The following is a 19,015-nucleotide window of genomic DNA, read 5'->3' on the forward strand; positions in this document are numbered from 1 at the left end:
GGGATCACCATGCTCGTAGATGTTTTGGTAGCAGAAATCGGATCCACCACCACCCTGGTGAATGCATTTCAGGGCATTGACAGCCCGGACGCTGAACAGGACCCCCGGGACCCTCTCCGCTACCCCGTCCACTGGGGCCAGGGCCAGGCGCCGACTTCGGTCCTGGAAGGGGACGTCAGGGTCGGGCTCCGGAGAGCGGTGGCGGACCTGTGCCGGAACAAGGGGATAGCATCCCTGGAATACCGGGATATGCTGGCCACTTCCAGCGCCGCCGGGGGCCTTAAAATGACCGTCCACGGCCTGGTCTACGACATGACCGCCAGAGCTGCCAAGGAAGCGGCCCTGGGAGCCGGCGCCATCATTCACATGGTGAGCGCAGGAAAACTGCGCGACAGGGATATTGAGAAGATACGGGAAATACAGCCAAACCTTATCATGCTGGCCGGGGGGGTGGATCACGGGGAACGGGATACGGCCCTGGAAAATGCAGAAGCCCTTTGCAGGCTCGGCCTTCCAATCCCGGTGATCTACGCGGGGAACATGGACAGCCAGGATGAGATACGGAGCATACTGCAAGACAGCCCCATGCCCCTCTACCTGACAGAAAATGTGTACCCCCGGATTGACGATCTCAATGTGGAACCGGCCCGCCGGCTTATTCAGGCGGCCTTTGAAGAGCATATCGTACAGGCTCCGGGAATGGAGCATATACGGGATATGGTGAGCGGTCCCATCATCCCCACCCCGGGGGCGGTGATGGAATGCGCAAAACTCCTGTATGAGGATATGGGAGACCTGATGGTGTTGGATGTCGGCGGGGCAACCACGGACATCCATTCTGTAACTGCGGGATCCGAGGAAATCTCCCGCATTTCGGTCAGTCCCGAACCCCTGGCCAAGCGCACCGTAGAGGGGGACCTGGGGGTTTATGTGAACATGAAAAACCTGGTCGCACTTATTGGCGCAGAAAAGCTGTCGGAAGAATTGGGATTTCCGCCGGAAGAGGCCATGGCCGCTTACCGGTCTATACCGAAGACTGAAAAGGAGTTTCAATTTGTTGAACGATTGACCCGGGAAGCGGTCCTGCGGGCAACGGAACGGCACGCCGGACATATCCGGTACATCTACGGCCCAGGCGGCCGCAGTATCCTGGCGGAAGGAAAGGATCTGACCCAGGTAAAGCACATCATCGGTACCGGCGGCGCCTTGACCAGGCTGCCATGCCGCGTAGAAATAATGGAAGCCATTGCAAAGCACAACCAGGCAGGGACATGGCTCTTCCCGCCGGAAACAGCGTCAATCCTGGTGGATAACGACTATATCATGGCATCCCTGGGGGTGCTCGCCAGGAAATATCCCAAGGCGGCCTTGCAACTGCTGAAAAAAAGTTTAGGGAATTTCTAAAAACTTCAGTTTTTAGAAATTTACCGCTTAAAAAAGCATTCGCGCAGTCTTTAGACTGAGCAAATGCGGGACATCGCTAAAAACTAACCGAGTTTTTAGCGATGCCCTTACATCTGTCACATGCGTTTTAGTGGTATATTGAACCGGCGAGTATTTGTCGGTATTTAATGAGGAGAATGAGATGAGTAAAGAAGTAAAAAAACGGACGCCTCGGGCGCCCAAAATCTGGGAGGCCCTGCTCTCCTTCGTCGTATTGATCGCGGTAATGTCCGTGGGTATTGCGGTGTTCAAAGTGGACCCCCATATCCCCATGATCATCGGTACCGCCTTTGCCGCCATCATGGCCCTATGGCTCGGCTTTGATTGGAAGTACATCGAAAAATCCATGTTCGACGGTATTTACCAGGCCCTCCAGGCGGTACTTATTCTGGCGGTCATCGGTGTACTGATCGGGGTATGGCTTGTAGCCGGTGTGGTTCCTACCATGATCTACTACGGCCTGCAGATCATCACCCCCTCACTATTCCTGGTGGCGAGCCTGCTGACCTGTTCCATCACATCCCTGGCAACCGGCACATCCTGGGGCACCTGTGGCACCATCGGTATTGCCCTCATGGGCGTGGCTTCGGGCCTGGGCATCCCCCTGCCCATGGCTGCGGGGGCGATAATCAGCGGCGCCTACTTCGGTGATAAGATGTCCCCCCTGAGCGATACCACCAACCTGGCCCCTGCCATGGCCGGCACCGACGTGTTCACCCACGTCAAATTCATGCTCCGGTCTACTATTCCGGTATACACCATCGTTATCATCATCTACCTGATTCTGGGTTTCCGCTTTGCCAGGGGCAACATGGATGTAAGCAACCTCGTAATCATCACCGAAGGCATCCGGGACAACTTTGTTATCTCACCGGTGCTGCTCATTCCCCCGCTGGTAGTAATACTCTCCATTGCCAAAAAGATGCCCGCCATCCCGGGTATCTTCCTGGGAATAATCTCAGGGGGCATACTGGGCGCCCTGGTCCAGGGCAACAACTTTGGCCACCTGCTTTCCAGCGCCTACAGCGGCTTTGTCTGTGAAACCGGCGTACCTGCCATTGATGAACTCCTGACCGCTGGGGGCCTGGAAAACATGATGTTCTCCATCTCCCTTACAATACTAGCCATGACCTTCGGCGGCATTATGGAAAAAACCGGCCAGTTGGAAGTATTGGTAAACCAGCTCATCAAACTTGCCCGGGGCAACACCTCCCTGGTGGGGCTTACCATGCTCACCTGCGTAGCCAGCAACGCTACCATGCCCGAACAGTATATCTCCCTGGTAGTACCCGGCCGTATGTACAATAGCACCTACCGCCGGCGCAACCTGCACCCCAAGATGCTGAGTAATGCCTTGGAAGGGTCGGGAACGGTCACCAGCGCCCTAATCCCCTGGAACACCTGCGGGGTATTTCTCACCGGCGTATTGGGGGTTTCCACCCTGGAGTACCTGCCCTGGGCCTTCTTTAACTACCTGATGCCCATAGCAGTTCTGTTCATGACCGCATTAGGCCTGCTCACAGTTAAAACTACCGACGACCCGGGTACTATTATTACCCCGGATACAGATGATCCGGTGAAACTGAGCGCATAGCGCAGAGAGTGTGGGGTAGAGGGGAGCAAAAACGCCTCCCCCTACCCCATTACCAAGCAGTAGGAATAATTTCACCACGAAGCAAGTCGCCTAAAGACAAAACCCTCCCCTTCCTGTATACTCACAAATATTTCTATATAATATATCGTTTTAAGGAGGAATATGATGAAATTCATAAAACGACTCAGCGGGGTGGTGCTTTCCCTGTTTATCACCGCCCTGCCCCTGATGGCAAATGGCGTGGCGGAAGACGGCGCGGCTTCCCGGAGCGGGGATGATGGGAAAACCTATGAACTGGTGTTACTCCATACCAATGACCATCACGGGTCGATACTCCCCACTGGGGGTAAGGGCGGCCTGGCGGAACAGGCTGCGTTCATCAAGGCAATGCGGGCCCTGAACCCCCAGGTGCTCCTGGTTGACGCCGGGGACATTAACACCGGCAGCGCCCTGTCCAACATGTTCGCCGCGGAGCCGGACATCAAGGCCTATAACCTGATGGGCTACGATGCAGGCATTTTCGGCAACCATGAATTTGACGGCACCTATGCAAAACTCCTGGGCCAGGTACAGCTTGCCCAGTTCCCCTTTTTATCCGCCAACATTAAAACCCCCGATGGCGGCTACCTGGGGAATAACCCCTACCTGATAAAACGCTACGATGGATTTACCGTGGGCATCTTCGGTATCACTACCTTGCGCACAAAGATTATCGCCAGCCCTGACAGCAGCCTCAGCTTCGTCAACGAAATTGAGGCTGCCGCCGAAATAGTGGACATACTGCGGAACCGCGAAAAGGTAGACATTGTGATCGCCGTAACCCACATCGGAAATATTAAGGAAGCTCCGGACCATATCACTTCCCCGGAACTGGCCGAAGCGGTACCGGGCATCGACATCATCGTTGATGGCCATTCCCATTCCCTCATTGATGTCCCCATAACCGTGGGCAGCACTTATATTGTGACCGCCAATGAATGGGGAAAATATATAGGCGCAGGAAAACTAAGTGTTCAGAACGGGCGGCTTGTCAAATTTGACTGGAAGCCCATAGAAGTAAGCCCGGCACAGGAAGTAAGCGCCATGCTGACCCCCTACATTGAAAAAGCTAACAAGAGCCTTAAAGACGTAGTTGGGGAAGCATCGGCGGATTTTGTCTTTGGTGATCGGCTTACCCGGAAAATCGAAACCGCCCTGGGGGACCTGGTCTGCGACGCCAATGTCTGGTACTTCCAAACCCAGTACAACCAGCAGATCGACTTTGCCTTCCACAACGGTGGCAACATACGGGCGGCGCTCCCCAAAGGGCCCATCACCCAGGAGGCGATCCTGACCCTGCTCCCCTTTGAAAATTACCTTTATGTGGTATCCCTCAAGGGATCCGATATAACGGAACTGTTTAATTTTATCGCTACTATACCCCAGGGCGCCGGGGGTTTCCCTCAGGTTTCCAAGGAAGTGCGGTATACCGTTGACTACTCAGGGGGCACAGGAAAACTGCTTGACCTGACCATACACGGGGAACCAGTGGACCCGAATAAGCTCTACCGGCTCAGCACCAATGACTACCTGCTCAGGGGCGGGGATGGCTACACAGTACTTACCCGTTCCCAAGACCCCTTCAACACATCATTGCTGCTTTCGTATGTGGTGGTGGAATACATCAGGGCCAATGAGGGCATCATCAGCCCTGCAACCGACGGGCGCATCCGGGTAATCGGCGGAGTCACAGAGTAGGAATATACAATGCCGCATACGCAGAAAGCAGTATTTCTGGACATAGATGGGACCCTGATTCTAGGGAAGAGGGGTCCTTTTAACGAAGACATTGAAGCGATTGAAGAGGCCAGAAAACAGGGACACCTGTTTTTTCTTAACACCGGCCGGGGCTTTGGAAATCTTCCCCCGGTCCTGCGGGACGCCCCCTGGATAGACGGCATGGTATGCGGCGCCGGCGCACAAATCCTATTCAGGGGGAAAACCGTCCATTGCAGGGCTATACCGGAAAAAGCCCTCCTCGAAATCAGCGCCTTTTATCTGAACAGCAAAAAGTGGTGTGTCTTTGAGGGGGAAACCGCCCTCTACGGCATAAACGAAAACAACTCCGACCTTTTTGTCACAGATATTCTGTCTGTCAAAAACAAAGATGATTTCCTCACCCGGTACAAGGACGCCCAGGTAACCAAACTGAGCATAGACGGAAGCGCTTCCGCTGAGGAACAGGCCCTGCTTGAAGATTACTTTGACCTCAACCCATTCCCGGATTATTTTGAAGGCATCCTCAAGGGCGAAAGCAAATCCCATGGCATGGAATTAATATTGAAGGAACTCGGTATAGCCCGGGAAAACAGCGTCGCCATGGGGGACAGTTTCAACGACATGAGTATGATCCGCTACGCCGGCCTGGGCATAGCCATGGGTAACGCCTGCGACGAGCTGAAGCAGATGGCAGGGGCCATCACCGCCGACTGCGGACAGGGCGGGATCGCCCAAGCGGTGAAAAAGTGGGTGCTGACTTAGCTTACCGATTTCCGAAAAAACCATGAAAAAGTCTCTTGACACTTTTTCATGGTAAGTTATATTATCTTATCATATAATCCCGATTGATATAATATGTTATACAACGGGAAACATAAAAAAGGAGAAATATCATGAAAAAGTATGCAATTGTGACTATCCTGCTTGTTTTAGCCGGATCCGTCCTGTTTGCCGGGGGCAGCAAGGACACAAAAAGCAGTCCCGGGGCAAAGACCATCGTCAGGGTCGGCACCGAAGGAGCCTATCCGCCCTATAACTTCGTGACCGCCACCGGGGAAGCCGACGGGTACGACGTGGCAGTGGTAAAGGCCATTGGGGAACTGCTGCCCCAATACCAATTTGTCTTTGTCCCCACCGCCTGGGACGGGATCTTTGTCGCCCTGGAGGGGGGGGATTTTGATCTTATCGCCAGCAACCTGGGGTGGCGCAAGGAGCGGGAGGAAAAATATTACCTCTCCACGGTACCCTATCTTTGGGGCGCCTCGGAGATCGTCTTTAAGTCGGGCCGGACGGACATCCATTCCCTGAGCGACCTGAAGGGGAAGAAGGTGGCTGCCGGGGTCGGAACCTCCACCACTACCTGGCTTGAGGAGTACATCAAAACCACAAACAGCAATATTGAAATCGTCTACACCGATGGCAACATCGTTAACGCCCTTACGGAAATTGAAACCGGCCGAGTGGACGCTACAATTACCAGTTTTATTACCACCCAGCTTACCGCTGAATCCCTGGGGTACAAGATCACGGGGATCACCACACCGGAGCTGACTGTCAGTTCTATACATTTACTGTTTCCGAAAACCGAAACAGGCAAAACCTATCAGGATGCATTTGACGGGGCCCTGAAACAGCTCCTGGCCAACGGCAAATTAGCAGAGCTGTCCCGCAAATACTTCTTCGGTAAGAATTATACCACCCAGGAAGCTGTCGCGGCAGGACTTTAGAAAAAATCGGAGAGTGGTATGGGGAAGATATTCGACATAGGGTTCATGATACAATCGGTACCGGAAATTCTGACCGCCCTTCCCCTTACCCTCCTCCTGGCCCTCATATCCGCGGTTATTGGGCTGGTCATCGCACTTTTTGTAGCCTTGATCCGCTACTTTAATATCCGCGGTCTCTCCCAGATCTGTCAGGTCTATGTGTCCTATATCCGGGGCACCCCCATGCTGGTACAGATTATGCTGGTCTATTTCGGGATACCCCTGTTTCTCAGGGCCCTGAATGTCTATTTGGGCACCAATTTTAATATAAACGGTGTGCCCCGGCTGGTCTTCGCCATCATTGCCCTGGGTTTCAATGCCGGGGCCTATATGTCGGAAACCATCAGAAGCTCACTCCTGGCGGTGGATGTGGGCCAGCTTGAGGCCGCGTACAGTGTGAACATGACTGTGGGGCAAACCCTCATGCGCATCGTCATTCCCCAGGCCTTCAGCATCGCTATTCCGCCCCTGGCAAACACCCTGGTATCCCTTATCAAGGAAACTTCCCTGGTGTTTACTATTTCTATTATCGATTTAATGGCCCGGGCAAAGATTGTCGGCGCCCGGGGATACCGGTTCTTTGAAATCTATGTGGTTGTGTCCATCATCTACTGGGTTATCTGTACCTTTATTTCCCGGCTCCTCGCTGCTGCCGAAAAGGGTTCCCGAAAACATGAAAGGACGATAAACCCATGAGCCCCATCCAGGAACAGGTAATAACCCTGAAGGATATCACCAAATCTTTTGGCACAAATCAGGTACTCAAGGGGGTGAGCCTTTCGGTTAAAAAGGGGGAGATCCTTTCGATCATCGGGCCCAGCGGCGCGGGAAAAACAACCCTGCTGCGCACCCTGAACTGGCTTGAAAAGCCCGATACAGGTTCCATTACCATTGATGGGGAAACAGTTAACGTGGCTTCGGTAAAAAAAACAGATATTCTGCGCCTACGTTCAAAAACGTCTATGGTGTTTCAGCACTACAATCTTTTCAAAAACAAGACGGTACTGCAGAATGTCACCGAAAGTCTTGTGGTAGTAAAAAAACTGGAAAAGGCTGCGGCCGAAGAAAAGGCCCTGGCCATTCTCAGGTCCGTGGGGATGGAAGATAAACTAAAGGAATACCCATCCCGGCTTTCCGGGGGGCAGCAGCAGCGGGTTGGCATCGCCCGGGCCCTGGCAGTAGATCCCCAGGTGATGCTCTTTGACGAACCCACCAGCGCCCTGGACCCCGAATGGGTAGCAGAGGTACTGGATGTGATCAAAGGCATAGCCCGGCAGGGACTGACCATGATCCTGGTCTCCCACGAGATGCGTTTTGTCAATGAAGTAGCATCCCGGGTTATCCTCCTGGATGATGGGCTTATCGTTGAAGACGGCAGCCCCGATCAGGTGTTTAACCACCCCACCCAGGAACGCACCAGGCAGTTTCTTAAAAAAAACCGTGATTTTGAAGTAGTTTGGTAAGACCACCGTAGTTTGATAGAAATACTACCTGTATGGAGGAATGATATGAGCAAAATTTTTTATCCCGATTTTTTTAACGATGTTTTCGGGCCCATCATGCAGCCCGGATCGAGCAGCAGCTTTGCCGGCAACAGCCGGGTTGGGCGGGCCGCTTCTTTTACGGTAAGCCAGGAGCCAAAGCGGGTCAAAATATCCTTTAACCCCAGCGAGAAGGGCTATTTTGGCAAACTGGGCAACATGATGGAGGACCGGGCTTTTCTGGGAGGCCTCCAGGGCTTTGCCACTGACGATGAGCGGCTCTTCCGGGCCCATGATTTGGCCCGGGAAAAGGGCATATCATATGAATTTGGGTTTCTGCCCGAAGACAATGCCTATCCCGGCTCGGTTACCTTTGATGTAGAAAACAGTAACGGTGAAAAAGGCCGCTTTATCGGGGCTTCCATAGGGGGAGGCATGATTAGCTCCTATGAGATAAACCATTTCCCCATTGTCTGGCAAGGGGACACCCACGGGATACTGTTGAAAAAAACACCCGGCACAGAAGGGCGCCGCACAGCATTCCTGCAGGAGCACCAATCAATACTGGTTGATTCTAAGCCCTACCGGAATGCCCGGGGCGAAGAGGCCTGGTTCATAGAGCTTTCCAGTCCCCTGGAGGATAGGGAACTGGAAAAATATTTTGAAAAACCCGACTACCTTGTTTTCACTGCCCTGCTGCCTGTGGTAAGTTTCAATGGCCGGCAGGAACAGCTTTTCAAAACCGTGGACGAATGGATAGCCTATGCGGAAAAAGAGGGCATTAGTTTTGTTGACGCCGCCATTGCCTACGAAAAAGCCTTTTCCGGATGGACAGAAAAGCAGATATGGGATTATTTTGAGCAGATCAGGGATATTCTTTTCCATCAGATCCATGCGTTAGAAGACCTGGGGGTCGACAATGTTTCTGACACCCCCCTCCTTCCGGTATATGGAAAAAATTGGAACCGCTATAAACAGGCCGGCAAGGTCCTGCAGGATCCCCTTACTTCCCGGATCATGGATTACGCTTTTTCGGTGAACGCCAAGATACCGGGGGTCAAAATTGTCCCGGGCCCCATGGGCACAGGCGGTGGTTACCTTTTCTCCGCCCTGGAAGGGGTGCGGGAAGCCCGGGGCCTGAGCCGGGAAAAGCAGCTTGAAGGCCTGGTGATCGCCGCCCAACTGGGGGCCATTGCCTTTACCCTGGCCCACAGTTCCGGTGTTTCAGGCTGTGTGGGAGAATCCGGTGTCTGCTGCGCCATGGCTTCCGGAGCCATCACCTGGATGGCCGGGGGCACGGGACAACAGGTGCAATACGCTGCTTCCATGGCCCTGCAGGCCAATATCGGCATACCCTGCGATCCCATCCCCGGGGGCCTGGAATTCCCCTGCCTGACCCGCACAGTACGGGCGGCCCTCACTGCCCCCCTCTACGCCGACATGGCCCTCTGCGGCATAAACCCCCTAATACCCTACCACGAGATGCTCTACGTCATTGAGCACACCCGCCAGCAATACCCACAGGCAGTCAGCGGATCTTCCTGCGGGGTTAACTGTACTGCCACCGCCGCCGGCTGCCAGCAGTTTTTGTCACAGGATGTAATGAAGGGCAAGCTCAAGTGGGAGGCGGTTACGGGGTGATCAACCTGCACGCAATTACTTGTTTATGCATAGCACTACTCCCAAGGCATCCCCCACTAAAATATTTAACAATGGTTCCAAGGCATCCCCACCCGATCACTACCCCAATACATTATCATAACCCATTGTCAAATAATTTTACTAAAGTGATCATCCTCCACAGTTTTCCTCCACCTAACCGAAGCAGATATTCTCTGTGGCTCAAAATTGTTTTTCCCATTGATATTCTCGATAAGCGTCCGAGCCGCCAAGTAGCCCCGCTCGTAATTAGGGACCGCTACCGTGGTAAGCCCCAGGGCCTCGGACCGCTCGCTGTTGTCAAAGCCCGTAACCGCCACATCCTCGGGCACCCGGTAGCCCCGCTCTTCCAGGGCGCGGATCACCCCGGCGGCCATGTTGTCGTTGGCGCAGACCAGGATTTCAGGCAGCTTTCCCCCCAGGAGTAGTATGGTAAGGGCCTGGTAGCCGTTTCCTTCCTGGTAGTCTCCGGAAAAGTAGTTTTCCTTGAGATGGGAAAGACCGTGGGTGGTCAGCACATCCGTATAGGCCTGGAAGCGCTCCCGTGTATCCCCTAAGTATTCCGGGCCGCCCACAAAGGCGAAATTCCGGTACCCCCGTTTGACCAGCCCCTCCATCAGTTCGGTCATAACCTCATAGTTGTTTACCACCAGACTCTTGATATTGGAATCCGGCAGGATGCGGTCCAGGAGCACCAGGGGATAGCCGTTCCGGGCGGCTCGGCGTATGATGTCGTTCCCCATGCGGCTGTCCAGGATGATGCAGCCGTCAGTGAGGCCGTTATGGAGGTACTTCTCACAGGTCCGGGTGGTACAGGTCAGGAGGTCGTAGCCATTGTCCCCTGCGTAATCGTTGATCCCTTCTATTACTTTCAAATAAAAGCACCGATCAAAATCGCTGAAATTGAAAAGAATCGTCCGGTTTCTTCCGGATTGGTATTTTCCTGACGCGGCCTTGGAGACATAGTTCATCTCCTGGCAGAGTTTCAGCACCTGGCTCCGGGTCACGGCCCCCACATTCGGTTTGTTGTTCAGCACATTGGAAACCGTGGAGACCGAAACTCCCGCAGCTGCCGCTATATCCTTAATCCCACTCATAATCCCACTCACTGATGCTTCATTAATTATTACTATTTTACATATATATAAAATACTCAATTTCATCTGTAAATGTCTATCCTCTATTCACTCTTACGGGTATTTGTATTAAAATTCTTATATGCGTATATCAATAGCTCAAATCAATTCTACCATCGGGGACTTTTCCGGCAACCGGGAAAAAATCCTAGGCTTTACAAAAAAAGCTCTGGAGGAACATTCGGACCTGATCCTGTTTCCGGAGTTGGCGGTTTGCGGGTACCCCCCCATGGATCTCCTGGATCAGGACAGTTTTGTGGAAATGAACATCCGTTCCATCCATATACTTCAGCGGGAGCTGCCCCCTGGCATAGCCGTGGGGATAGGCTATGTGAACCGGAATCCCTATGCCGGGGGCAAGTCCCTGGTCAATGAATACGGGGTGCTGCTGGACGGGAAAATAGCCTTTAGCCAGCTCAAGACCCTGCTCCCCACCTACGACGTGTTTGACGAGGCACGGAATTTTGAGCCCTGTCGGGAATGGTCCGCCTTTGAGTACAAAGGGGAGCGAATCGGCATTGCCATTTGCGAGGATGTGTGGCGGGAAACCAGTATCCCGGGGACCCACTATATCCGGGACCCCGTGGGGGAACTGCTGGACCAGGGCATCAGCCTGCTCTGCGTCCCCTCGGCCTCCCCCTACATGGCGGGAAAACTGAAGGTCCGCCAGGCCCTGGCTGAACGGATCGCCATCCGGGGCAATATCCCCTTTGTCTACATTAACTCCGTAGGGGCCAACGACTCCATCCTCTTTGACGGCCGCTCCTTCATCATAGCCCCCACGAAAGATGCCTCCAGGGATGCCTCCCGGAGAAACTACCCAGTGCAGGTCCTGGCCAAAGGCTTTGAGGAAGACCTGGTAAGCTGGGAAACCGGCACCTCCCTGCAAAACCAAATGCCCGATTTAACCGGGGATGACCCCTTCAAGGTGGGCCTTACCCGGTACGAACTGGACATGCTGGAGGAAGCCCTTGTAATGGGCATCCGGGATTACATGGACAAGTGCGGCTTCAAGCGGGCTCACCTGGGGCTTTCAGGGGGCATAGACTCCGCCCTGGTAGCCTACCTGGGGGTCAGGGCAGCGGGCAAGGACAATATCGCCTGTTTCAGCATGCCCTCCCGGTATTCCTCCCAGGGTTCCAAGGACGACGCCAAGGAGCTGGCGGAAAACCTGGGCTGCCGCTACGAAGTTCTCCCCATAGAAACGGTGTTCACCAGTTTTCTTGGCACCTTGGAGGGGGTTTTTGAAAAACGCCCCTTTGATATCGCCGAAGAAAACCTCCAGGCCCGTATCCGGGGTACCCTGATGATGGCCTTTTCCAACAAATTCGATTCCATGCTCCTCACCACGGGCAATAAAAGCGAGCTTGCCATGGGCTACTGCACCCTCTACGGGGACACCAACGGTTCCGTAGGCCCCATCGGCGACCTTTTCAAGACCGAGGTCTTTGCCCTCTGCAAGCGCATCAACGAGCGGTCCCTTGAGGCGGGAGGCAAGCCCATCATCCCCGAGGCGATCATCGACAAGCCCCCCTCAGCGGAACTGCGGCCCAACCAAAAGGACCAGGACAGCCTCCCCCCCTACGAAGTGCTGGACGAGATCCTCAAGCTCTACCTGTTCCAGAACCTCTCCAAGGACGAGATCGTCAAGCGGGGCTGGGATGAGGAACTGGCAGGCCGGATCATCGGCGCCGTGGCCAAGGCGGAGTTCAAGCGCCGCCAGGCCCCGCCGGTACTCAAGGTAAGCCCCCGGGCCTTCGGCATGGGACGGCGTATGCCCATTGCGCGGCGGGTATACGAGATTGGGGAGGGGAACTGAGGGGGGATCGCGGAATTGAAGAATGAAGATTTACCACAGAGATAGCAGAAGAGGCACAGAGGACACAGAGGGAAGAAAGGAATAAGCGCACCCCCCTCCCCTCTTCCTCCGTGAGCTCTGCGTTCTTCCTCTGCGCCTCTGCGGTAAATCTTCCATTTTACCAGTCTACTAAAAAAGCGCAGTAAAAAAACCTCTTTTTTACTAAACCTCCTATTCCTCCTTTCTCGCTCCCTGTGGTATACTCAAACCAGATTACCGTCCAAGGGCTAATAGAAAAAACCAGGAGTATAATAAAATTGTATAATTCTTTGTACTGTAACGAATTACCCCCCCCCCCCCCCCCCATTTTTTATGCAATAAAAAAGTTTGCCCTAGCAAGTCCGATTCTCCCGGTGTTTCCGAAGGGGGAAACGGTCATGCGTAAAATCCTATTGGGGTGCCTTATCCTGTTGAATACCGGCCTTTTCTGTTTTGCCCAGGAAGCGGTGCCCTTCGATGAGGCCCTGCAGGATACCCTGCATTATTTAAGCGCCAAGATACCGGACAATTCCACTGTCGTAGCCCTAAACGTCCAGTCCGATTCTCCCGACCTGGCTGAATATGTGATCGACGAAATACACGCCTATACGGTGGATACGGATCTCTTTACCATGGTGGACCCCCAGCATTTAGCCCCCCCATTATCCGGAGAACTGAGCGATGAAATGGTTCAAACCATTGGCGAAAAACTAGGCGCCCAGACCATACTGTCCGTGACCATTTCCTATACCGATAGTTTTTACCGGCTCCGGGTCCAGGCCATTGATGTTCAGTCCGCCAAGATTCAGGGCAGCCGGACTGTAACTATCGTCCCAAACCAACTCTTGGATTCCTTAACAGGGAAGAGCCATAATACTGCCACTCCGGGGGAATTAAAGCTATTGTATCTGGGGGTACGGGGGGGCCTTTCCACCCATTTCTATACCCTGGATAAATCCTATTGGGGAGACGGCCGGGAAGCTTCGGTTTCCTGGTCCGGGGATTTTGCAGCCCAGCTATCGTACCAGTTTTTTACCCACTTTGCCCTGCAAACGGAAGCAGTTTTTATGGGGGATATGCTGGTTACAAAAAATGGCACCCTGGCATCCTTCAGCAACGCTACGGTGATGCTCCCCCTGTTGGCAAAATTCACCTTCTATCCCCGGCTCTTTTCCTTCTCCGTCTTTGGGGGAGCTTATTGTTCTATTCCCCTGCAAGCAATGACCTTTCGTATTGCAGACAGTGACTACGAATATAATTACTCGGCGCCCTTTGGGTTGATCCTCGGCGGGACCATGGGCATAAAACTGGGGCCCGGAACCCTGTTTGGGGATATCCGGTTTGCTACGGACCTGCAGGCCACCGGGCTTTCCGGCCCCTGGGGCGACCTGGATGTATATAAACGAAATATGCTTTTTTATTCCCTTGGTTATGAACTGGGGTTTATCAAGCGGGGAAGGAAATAGATTATGAAAATGAAATTGAATCAATTACTGCCGTTCGTTGTACTGCCGGCACTATTGTTGCTGCATTCCTGCATAGGCACGCTTGACAGTACGGATCCCAAACACCTGTTGGACCAGAGCGGCCCCCAGGCGCCAAGCTTGGCGGCCATTAGCATTTCCAAGATGCCGACTAAGCTCCAATACGCTTTAAACGAAGCTTTTGACCGATCCGGCCTTGAGGTCACCGGCGCCTATACCGACAGCACTACACAGGCCGAAACCATAGAGGATTCCGATATTACCGGCTTTGATTCTACCAGCCCGGGAACTAAAACCATTACGGTTACTAAAGGCGGAAAAACCGCCACCTTTACGCTTATCGTCAGCCCCCAGGCGGCGGATCCTGTTCTGGTGGCTATTACCATTTCTACACTCCCGGCAAAGTTGCAGTACAACATTGGTGAGCTTTTTGTCTGGACCGGCCTTACCGTAACCGGGACCTACAGCGACGGCAGAACCCAGGCCGAGACCATAGAAGATTCCGATATTACCGGCTTTGATTCTACCAGCCCGGGGACTAAAACCATTACGGTTACTAAGGGCGAAAAAACCGCCACCTTTGCCGTTATCGTCAGCCCTCAGGCGGCAAATCCTGTTCTGGCGGCTATTACCATTTCTACACTCCCGGCAAAGCTGCAGTACAACATTGGTGAATCTTTTGCCCGGACCGGCCTTACCGTAAGCGGGATCTATACCAACGGCAGCACCCTGGCCGAAACCATAGAGGATGCCGATATTACCGGCTTTGATTCTACCAGCCCGGGGACTAAAACCATTACGGTTACTAAGGGCGAAAAAACCGCCACCTTTGCAGTTATTGTCAGCCCCCAGGCGGGATCTCCCGTCCTGGCAGCTATTACCATTTCCAAACTCCCGGCAAAGCTGCAGTACAACATTGGCGAAGCTTTTGTCCGGACCGGCCTTACCGTTATCGGTACCTATACCGACGGCAGGACACAAACCGAAACCATAGAGGATGCCGATATTACCGGCTTTGATTCCACAAGCGCCGGAACAAAAATGATTACCATTACTAAAGGCGGAAAAACTGCTATCTTCGCGGTTACCATTAACACGCCTATACCGGCAGCAACTTTGGCGGCTATTACCATTTCCTCCCTGCCTAGGATATTACGGTACAATATTGGCGATCCTTTTAACCCAGACGGCCTTATCGTTACCGGTACCTATACCGGTGGCATCACAAAGACCGAAGCCATAAACAGCTTGAATATTACCGGCTTCGATTCCACAAGCCCCGGAACAAAACCGATTACCATTACTAAAGGCGGAAAAACCGCCGTGTTTGCAGTTATCGTGAACCCCAATACCGGGTCCGGAGGTATCACCCTGATACCCCCGCCTGCAACAACAGAAATAAGCATCACTAAATTTTCGGCAGACCAACTGGAAGCATCCTTTGGTTTTAACAACTATCAATGGTTTGTGGATGGCCATGCTGCCGCCTTAGTCGACCTTAGCAGTGGTGACAGAACCCTTACCTTAAGCCCGGGGAAACATCAAGTATGGATAACAGCCTATAAACAGGGCGTACCCTATTCAGCGGCAATTACCATTGAACTATAGGAGAAAAAAATGAAACCGAATACAGCGCACCCAACAGGATTATTCCTTATCACAGTCTTTTTTATAAGCACTCTCTACATGGGCTGTAACAACCCCATACAGGGAACATACAACAGCCCCGGGCCTGACAAGGGGATAGTGCTGGTAAACATCGGCGCTAACCAGCGCACCTTAATGCCCATTGCCCTGGAGACTTACAAATTTATCTTTGTGTCTGCGGGGAAGGCGGATGTTATTGCGTATGCCAATGGCACGTCCCTGCAGATTGAACTGGAGACCGGCGCCTGGGACCTTACGGTAGTTGGGCTGGCGGAAGGGGCACCTGACGAGGAAGAACCATTGCTCCGGGGTGAAAAAACTCGTATTAATGTAACTGCGGGCGGTATAAGCGCTGTAACAATAAACCTAACGCCCCAGATCCTTGAAGGAGAGGGGACTTTACAGTATACAATTAGTTTTCCGGATACCGTAACTGAGGCATCACTGAAACTTTCCCCACTGACAAACAAGGCTAGTGATCCACCTATTGATCCGATTAATTTATTATCCGGCGCCAATTCTTCCGAGGGTTTTTATACAATAGAAGGAACCCAGGATTTTGCCACAGGGTATTACTATCTAACCATTGACCTCTATGACGGCGCTATCGGGGCCTCAGGCTGGACCACAAAAACTGAGGTGGTACATATTTACAAGGACCGGAAAACAAGCACTGGGGATGAGTATAATTTTACCGGGGATGATTTTACCTCAACCGAAGCCGCTAGCGTGAATGACGACAGAAGTCTTAAAGATGTGTTAAATTACATTAGGGCAGCCGGTGGTACGGATTTTACGATAATTATGAAGAAGGACGAATCGGGATTTGAACCTTACGACCTGGATTATTCTTTTGCAGGTACAAGTAAGCGTATAACCATACGGGGGAACGGGAATACCATAACCCTTGCGGATGAGCCCCATGATGGTGCAATCTTTTCCTTAAGTACTCCCAACATTACACTGATTTTAAAAAATATTATCCTTGAAGGCCGGGGGACAGAAAAAGATAATAACCAGGCCCTCATTTACATTTCCAACGGTAATCTTATTGTGGAAAATGGAATTATTACGGGTAATAAAAACTGCGGCGGGAGTGGCGGCGGCGTACGTGTAGGCGGCGGAACCTTTCTTCTGCGGGGCGGGCAAATCAGCGGCAATACAGCCTCCACCGTTTCAGGCCCTTCCTGTGGCGGCGGGGTGTATGTAGATAGCAGCGGCAGTTTCATCATGCAAGGTGGGCAAATCAGCGGCAATACAGCCTCCGCCAATACAGGTCTTTCCTATGGTGGTGGGCTGTATGTAGCTAGCAGCAATGGTTTCATCCTGCGGGGTGGGCAAATCAGCGACAACACAACCTCCGCCGTTTCAGGCCCTTCCTCTGGCGGCGGGGTATATGTAGCCAACGGCAACTTCTCCATGCAGGGCGGACAAATCAATGGTAACAAAGTCTCCTCCGATTTAGCTGATTCTCACGGTGGCGGGGTATATGTAGCCAACGGATCCTTTGTCATAGTCAATGGCATAATCAGTGAAAACGAAATCGTCAGTTCAAGTACTACTTCTTCCGGCGGCGGAGTGCATGTAGGTAGCGCTTTCTCCATGCAGGGCGGACAAATCAGCGACAACATAATCTCCGCCGATACAAATACCTTCGGTGGCGGAGTATTCGTAGGCAACGGATCCTTTGCCATAGTCGATGGCATAATCAGTGGCAACACAGCCTCCGCCAATACAGGTTCTTCCGACGGCGGCGGGGTGTATGTAGCCAACGGTAATTTCAATATGCCGGGTGGACAAATCAATAAAAACGAAGCCTCCTCCACTTCAGGTCAGTCCCGCGGCGGTGGGGTATTTGTAGATAGCTCCGGTGAGTTCACTATGCGGGGCGGAGAGATCAGTGGCAACGAAGCCTCCTCCAATTCAAATACTTCCGACGGCGGGGGGGTGTATGTACAAGGCGGCATTTTTATCATACAGGGCGGAGAGATCAATACCAACAAAGCCTCCTCCACCGCCAGTCCAGCCTTCGGCGGTGGGGTATATGTAGGTAGCGGTGAGTTCACCATGCGAGGCGGACAGATCAATGGAAACACAGCTTCCAGTTCAGGAAGTACTTCCCACGGTGGTGGAGTATATTTAGAAAGCGGTGATTTCACTATACATAGTGGAAAGATCAATACTAACAATGCCTTGGCATATTCAAGTTCTTCCTCCGGCGGCGGGGTGCATGTAGGTTTCACCGGTGATTTCACCATGCTGAACGGGGAAATCAGCGGCAACCAAGCCTTGGCCGATTCAGGCCCCCTCGGCGGAGGGGTATTCGTAAACGGCGGAGCCTTTCGTATGGAAGATGGAATAATCAGCGGCAATACAGTCTCCGCCAATTCAAATTCCTCCGGTGGCGGAGTATATGCAAATTCTTTCGCGGAAAGTATTACTATGCAGGGTGGGGAAATCAGCGACAATACAGTTCGCGCAAATTCAGGTTATTCCAACGGTGGCGGAATATTTGTAATATCTTCCTCTGATTTCACCATGCTGGGCGGACAAATCAATGGCAACACAGCCTCCGCTGATTCAGGCAATTCCTATGGCGGCGGGGTGTATACAAATTCTAACACACCCTTCAACATGGTGTATGGAATAATCAACGGTAACACAGCATCCTTCGGCGGCGGGGTGCATCTAGACTACAACAGCACTTTCGCCATGCAAAATGGAGTAATCAGCGGCAACAGTGCGTCCCATCGCGGCGGCGGGGTGTCTTCATTATCCGGAACTTTCACTATGCAGGACGGGCAAATTAAAAGCAACACGGCGCCCATCGGTAGCGGAGTGTATGTTTCGGCCTACGCAACCTTCATCATGAAAGATGCGCGGATCGATTTTTCTAATGCAGTTTGTTTAGATTTCGACAGTGCAATTCCTGCCTACTTCTCAAGTATTACTACAAGGGACTTCACCGACATCGATCCTATTGCCGTGATTGATCTTGCTGTGTATCCCGAGGCTGATTATCATTATTGGGAAAATAAAGAAATACTGAAACAAGTCCCAGGATACGGAGAGATTCCAAATGACCGGTTCATCCTGGGAAATTTTGTTTCAGCATACCCCGATTACACTAAGACACCCATTGTAGAATACAAAATACATACCGATGGAACACTGGTAACGGAATAGTAAAATTAACACCCCCGCTGCTTG

Annotated in this window: 13 protein-coding genes; 12 read left to right on the forward strand and 1 reads right to left on the reverse strand. The window is 52.6% G+C overall.

What is annotated here, in order from left to right; all coding sequences use genetic code 11:
• Positions 1 to 9: 9 nt before the first annotated feature.
• The 8 genes from TREPR_RS12730 to TREPR_RS12765 all read left to right on the forward strand — a co-directional run bounded on the left by TREPR_RS12730 (position 10) and on the right by TREPR_RS12765 (position 9,683).
• Positions 10 to 1,404, forward strand: a complete 1,395-nt coding sequence (locus tag TREPR_RS12730; protein WP_015708731.1) for a GlmL-related ornithine degradation protein — start codon at positions 10 to 12, stop codon at positions 1,402 to 1,404.
• Positions 1,405 to 1,585: 181 nt separating this feature from the next.
• Complete coding sequence (nhaC, locus tag TREPR_RS12735) at positions 1,586 to 3,037, forward strand: Na+/H+ antiporter NhaC (protein WP_015708732.1); 1,452 nt, start codon at positions 1,586 to 1,588, stop codon at positions 3,035 to 3,037.
• A gap of 162 nt (positions 3,038 to 3,199) precedes the next feature.
• The gene (locus TREPR_RS12740; protein WP_245534736.1) at positions 3,200 to 4,774 is read left to right on the forward strand and encodes a bifunctional metallophosphatase/5'-nucleotidase; all 1,575 of its coding nucleotides are present in this window, start codon (positions 3,200 to 3,202) and stop codon (positions 4,772 to 4,774) included.
• 9 nt (positions 4,775 to 4,783) lie between these two features.
• On the forward strand, positions 4,784 to 5,557 hold the full coding sequence (locus TREPR_RS12745) for an HAD family hydrolase (RefSeq protein WP_015708734.1): 774 nt from the start codon (positions 4,784 to 4,786) through the stop codon (positions 5,555 to 5,557).
• A 131-nt stretch (positions 5,558 to 5,688) separates the two neighbouring features.
• Entirely contained in the window at positions 5,689 to 6,522 is an 834-nt protein-coding gene (locus TREPR_RS12750; RefSeq protein WP_015708735.1) for a transporter substrate-binding domain-containing protein, read from the forward strand.
• An 18-nt stretch (positions 6,523 to 6,540) separates the two neighbouring features.
• Positions 6,541 to 7,257 (forward strand): amino acid ABC transporter permease, encoded by a 717-nt coding sequence (locus tag TREPR_RS12755; protein WP_015708736.1) that lies wholly within the window; start codon positions 6,541 to 6,543, stop codon positions 7,255 to 7,257.
• Positions 7,254 to 8,024, forward strand: coding sequence for an amino acid ABC transporter ATP-binding protein (locus TREPR_RS12760; protein WP_015708737.1), 771 nt, complete (start codon positions 7,254 to 7,256; stop codon positions 8,022 to 8,024). The genes TREPR_RS12755 and TREPR_RS12760 overlap by 4 nt, the downstream gene beginning before the upstream one ends.
• 45 nt (positions 8,025 to 8,069) lie before the next feature.
• Positions 8,070 to 9,683, forward strand: a complete 1,614-nt coding sequence (locus TREPR_RS12765) for an L-serine ammonia-lyase, iron-sulfur-dependent, subunit alpha (RefSeq protein WP_015708738.1) — start codon at positions 8,070 to 8,072, stop codon at positions 9,681 to 9,683.
• 128 nt (positions 9,684 to 9,811) lie between these two features.
• Here the strand turns inward: TREPR_RS12765 and TREPR_RS12770 are convergent, their stop codons facing one another.
• A complete protein-coding gene (locus TREPR_RS12770) occupies positions 9,812 to 10,798 on the reverse strand; it encodes a LacI family DNA-binding transcriptional regulator (protein WP_041611196.1) in 987 nt (328 codons plus the stop codon).
• 121 nt (positions 10,799 to 10,919) lie between these two features.
• On the opposite strand from TREPR_RS12770, the gene TREPR_RS12775 reads away from it, so the two are divergent.
• The 4 genes from TREPR_RS12775 to TREPR_RS12790 all read left to right on the forward strand — a co-directional run bounded on the left by TREPR_RS12775 (position 10,920) and on the right by TREPR_RS12790 (position 18,991).
• Positions 10,920 to 12,656, forward strand: coding sequence for an NAD+ synthase (locus TREPR_RS12775; RefSeq protein WP_015708740.1), 1,737 nt, complete (start codon positions 10,920 to 10,922; stop codon positions 12,654 to 12,656).
• 416 nt (positions 12,657 to 13,072) lie between these two features.
• The gene (locus TREPR_RS12780; protein WP_148257310.1) at positions 13,073 to 14,140 is read left to right on the forward strand and encodes an outer membrane beta-barrel protein; all 1,068 of its coding nucleotides are present in this window, start codon (positions 13,073 to 13,075) and stop codon (positions 14,138 to 14,140) included.
• Positions 14,141 to 14,143: 3 nt separating this feature from the next.
• Entirely contained in the window at positions 14,144 to 15,766 is a 1,623-nt protein-coding gene (locus TREPR_RS12785; protein WP_015708742.1) for a bacterial Ig-like domain-containing protein, read from the forward strand.
• A 9-nt stretch (positions 15,767 to 15,775) separates the two neighbouring features.
• Entirely contained in the window at positions 15,776 to 18,991 is a 3,216-nt protein-coding gene (locus TREPR_RS12790) for an autotransporter outer membrane beta-barrel domain-containing protein (protein WP_015708743.1), read from the forward strand.
• Positions 18,992 to 19,015: the final 24 nt, after the last annotated feature.

The sequence above is a fragment of the Treponema primitia ZAS-2 genome (assembly GCF_000214375.1).
Taxonomy (GTDB): Bacteria; Spirochaetota; Spirochaetia; order Treponematales; family Breznakiellaceae; genus Termitinema; species Termitinema primitia.

Bases quoted from the DNA above. Each gene is read 5' to 3' on its own strand.
- TREPR_RS12730 (WP_015708731.1), top strand. From the start codon at position 10: ATGCTCGTAGATGTTTTGGTAGCAGAAATCGGATCCACCACCACCCTG.
- nhaC (WP_015708732.1), top strand. From the start codon at position 1,586: ATGAGTAAAGAAGTAAAAAAACGGACGCCTCGGGCGCCCAAAATCTGG.
- TREPR_RS12740 (WP_245534736.1), top strand. From the start codon at position 3,200: ATGATGAAATTCATAAAACGACTCAGCGGGGTGGTGCTTTCCCTGTTT.
- TREPR_RS12745 (WP_015708734.1), top strand. From the start codon at position 4,784: ATGCCGCATACGCAGAAAGCAGTATTTCTGGACATAGATGGGACCCTG.
- TREPR_RS12750 (WP_015708735.1), top strand. From the start codon at position 5,689: ATGAAAAAGTATGCAATTGTGACTATCCTGCTTGTTTTAGCCGGATCC.
- TREPR_RS12755 (WP_015708736.1), top strand. From the start codon at position 6,541: ATGGGGAAGATATTCGACATAGGGTTCATGATACAATCGGTACCGGAA.
- TREPR_RS12760 (WP_015708737.1), top strand. From the start codon at position 7,254: ATGAGCCCCATCCAGGAACAGGTAATAACCCTGAAGGATATCACCAAA.
- TREPR_RS12765 (WP_015708738.1), top strand. From the start codon at position 8,070: ATGAGCAAAATTTTTTATCCCGATTTTTTTAACGATGTTTTCGGGCCC.
- TREPR_RS12770 (WP_041611196.1), bottom strand. From the start codon at position 10,798: ATGAGTGGGATTAAGGATATAGCGGCAGCTGCGGGAGTTTCGGTCTCC.
- TREPR_RS12775 (WP_015708740.1), top strand. From the start codon at position 10,920: ATGCGTATATCAATAGCTCAAATCAATTCTACCATCGGGGACTTTTCC.
- TREPR_RS12780 (WP_148257310.1), top strand. From the start codon at position 13,073: ATGCGTAAAATCCTATTGGGGTGCCTTATCCTGTTGAATACCGGCCTT.
- TREPR_RS12785 (WP_015708742.1), top strand. From the start codon at position 14,144: ATGAAAATGAAATTGAATCAATTACTGCCGTTCGTTGTACTGCCGGCA.
- TREPR_RS12790 (WP_015708743.1), top strand. From the start codon at position 15,776: ATGAAACCGAATACAGCGCACCCAACAGGATTATTCCTTATCACAGTC.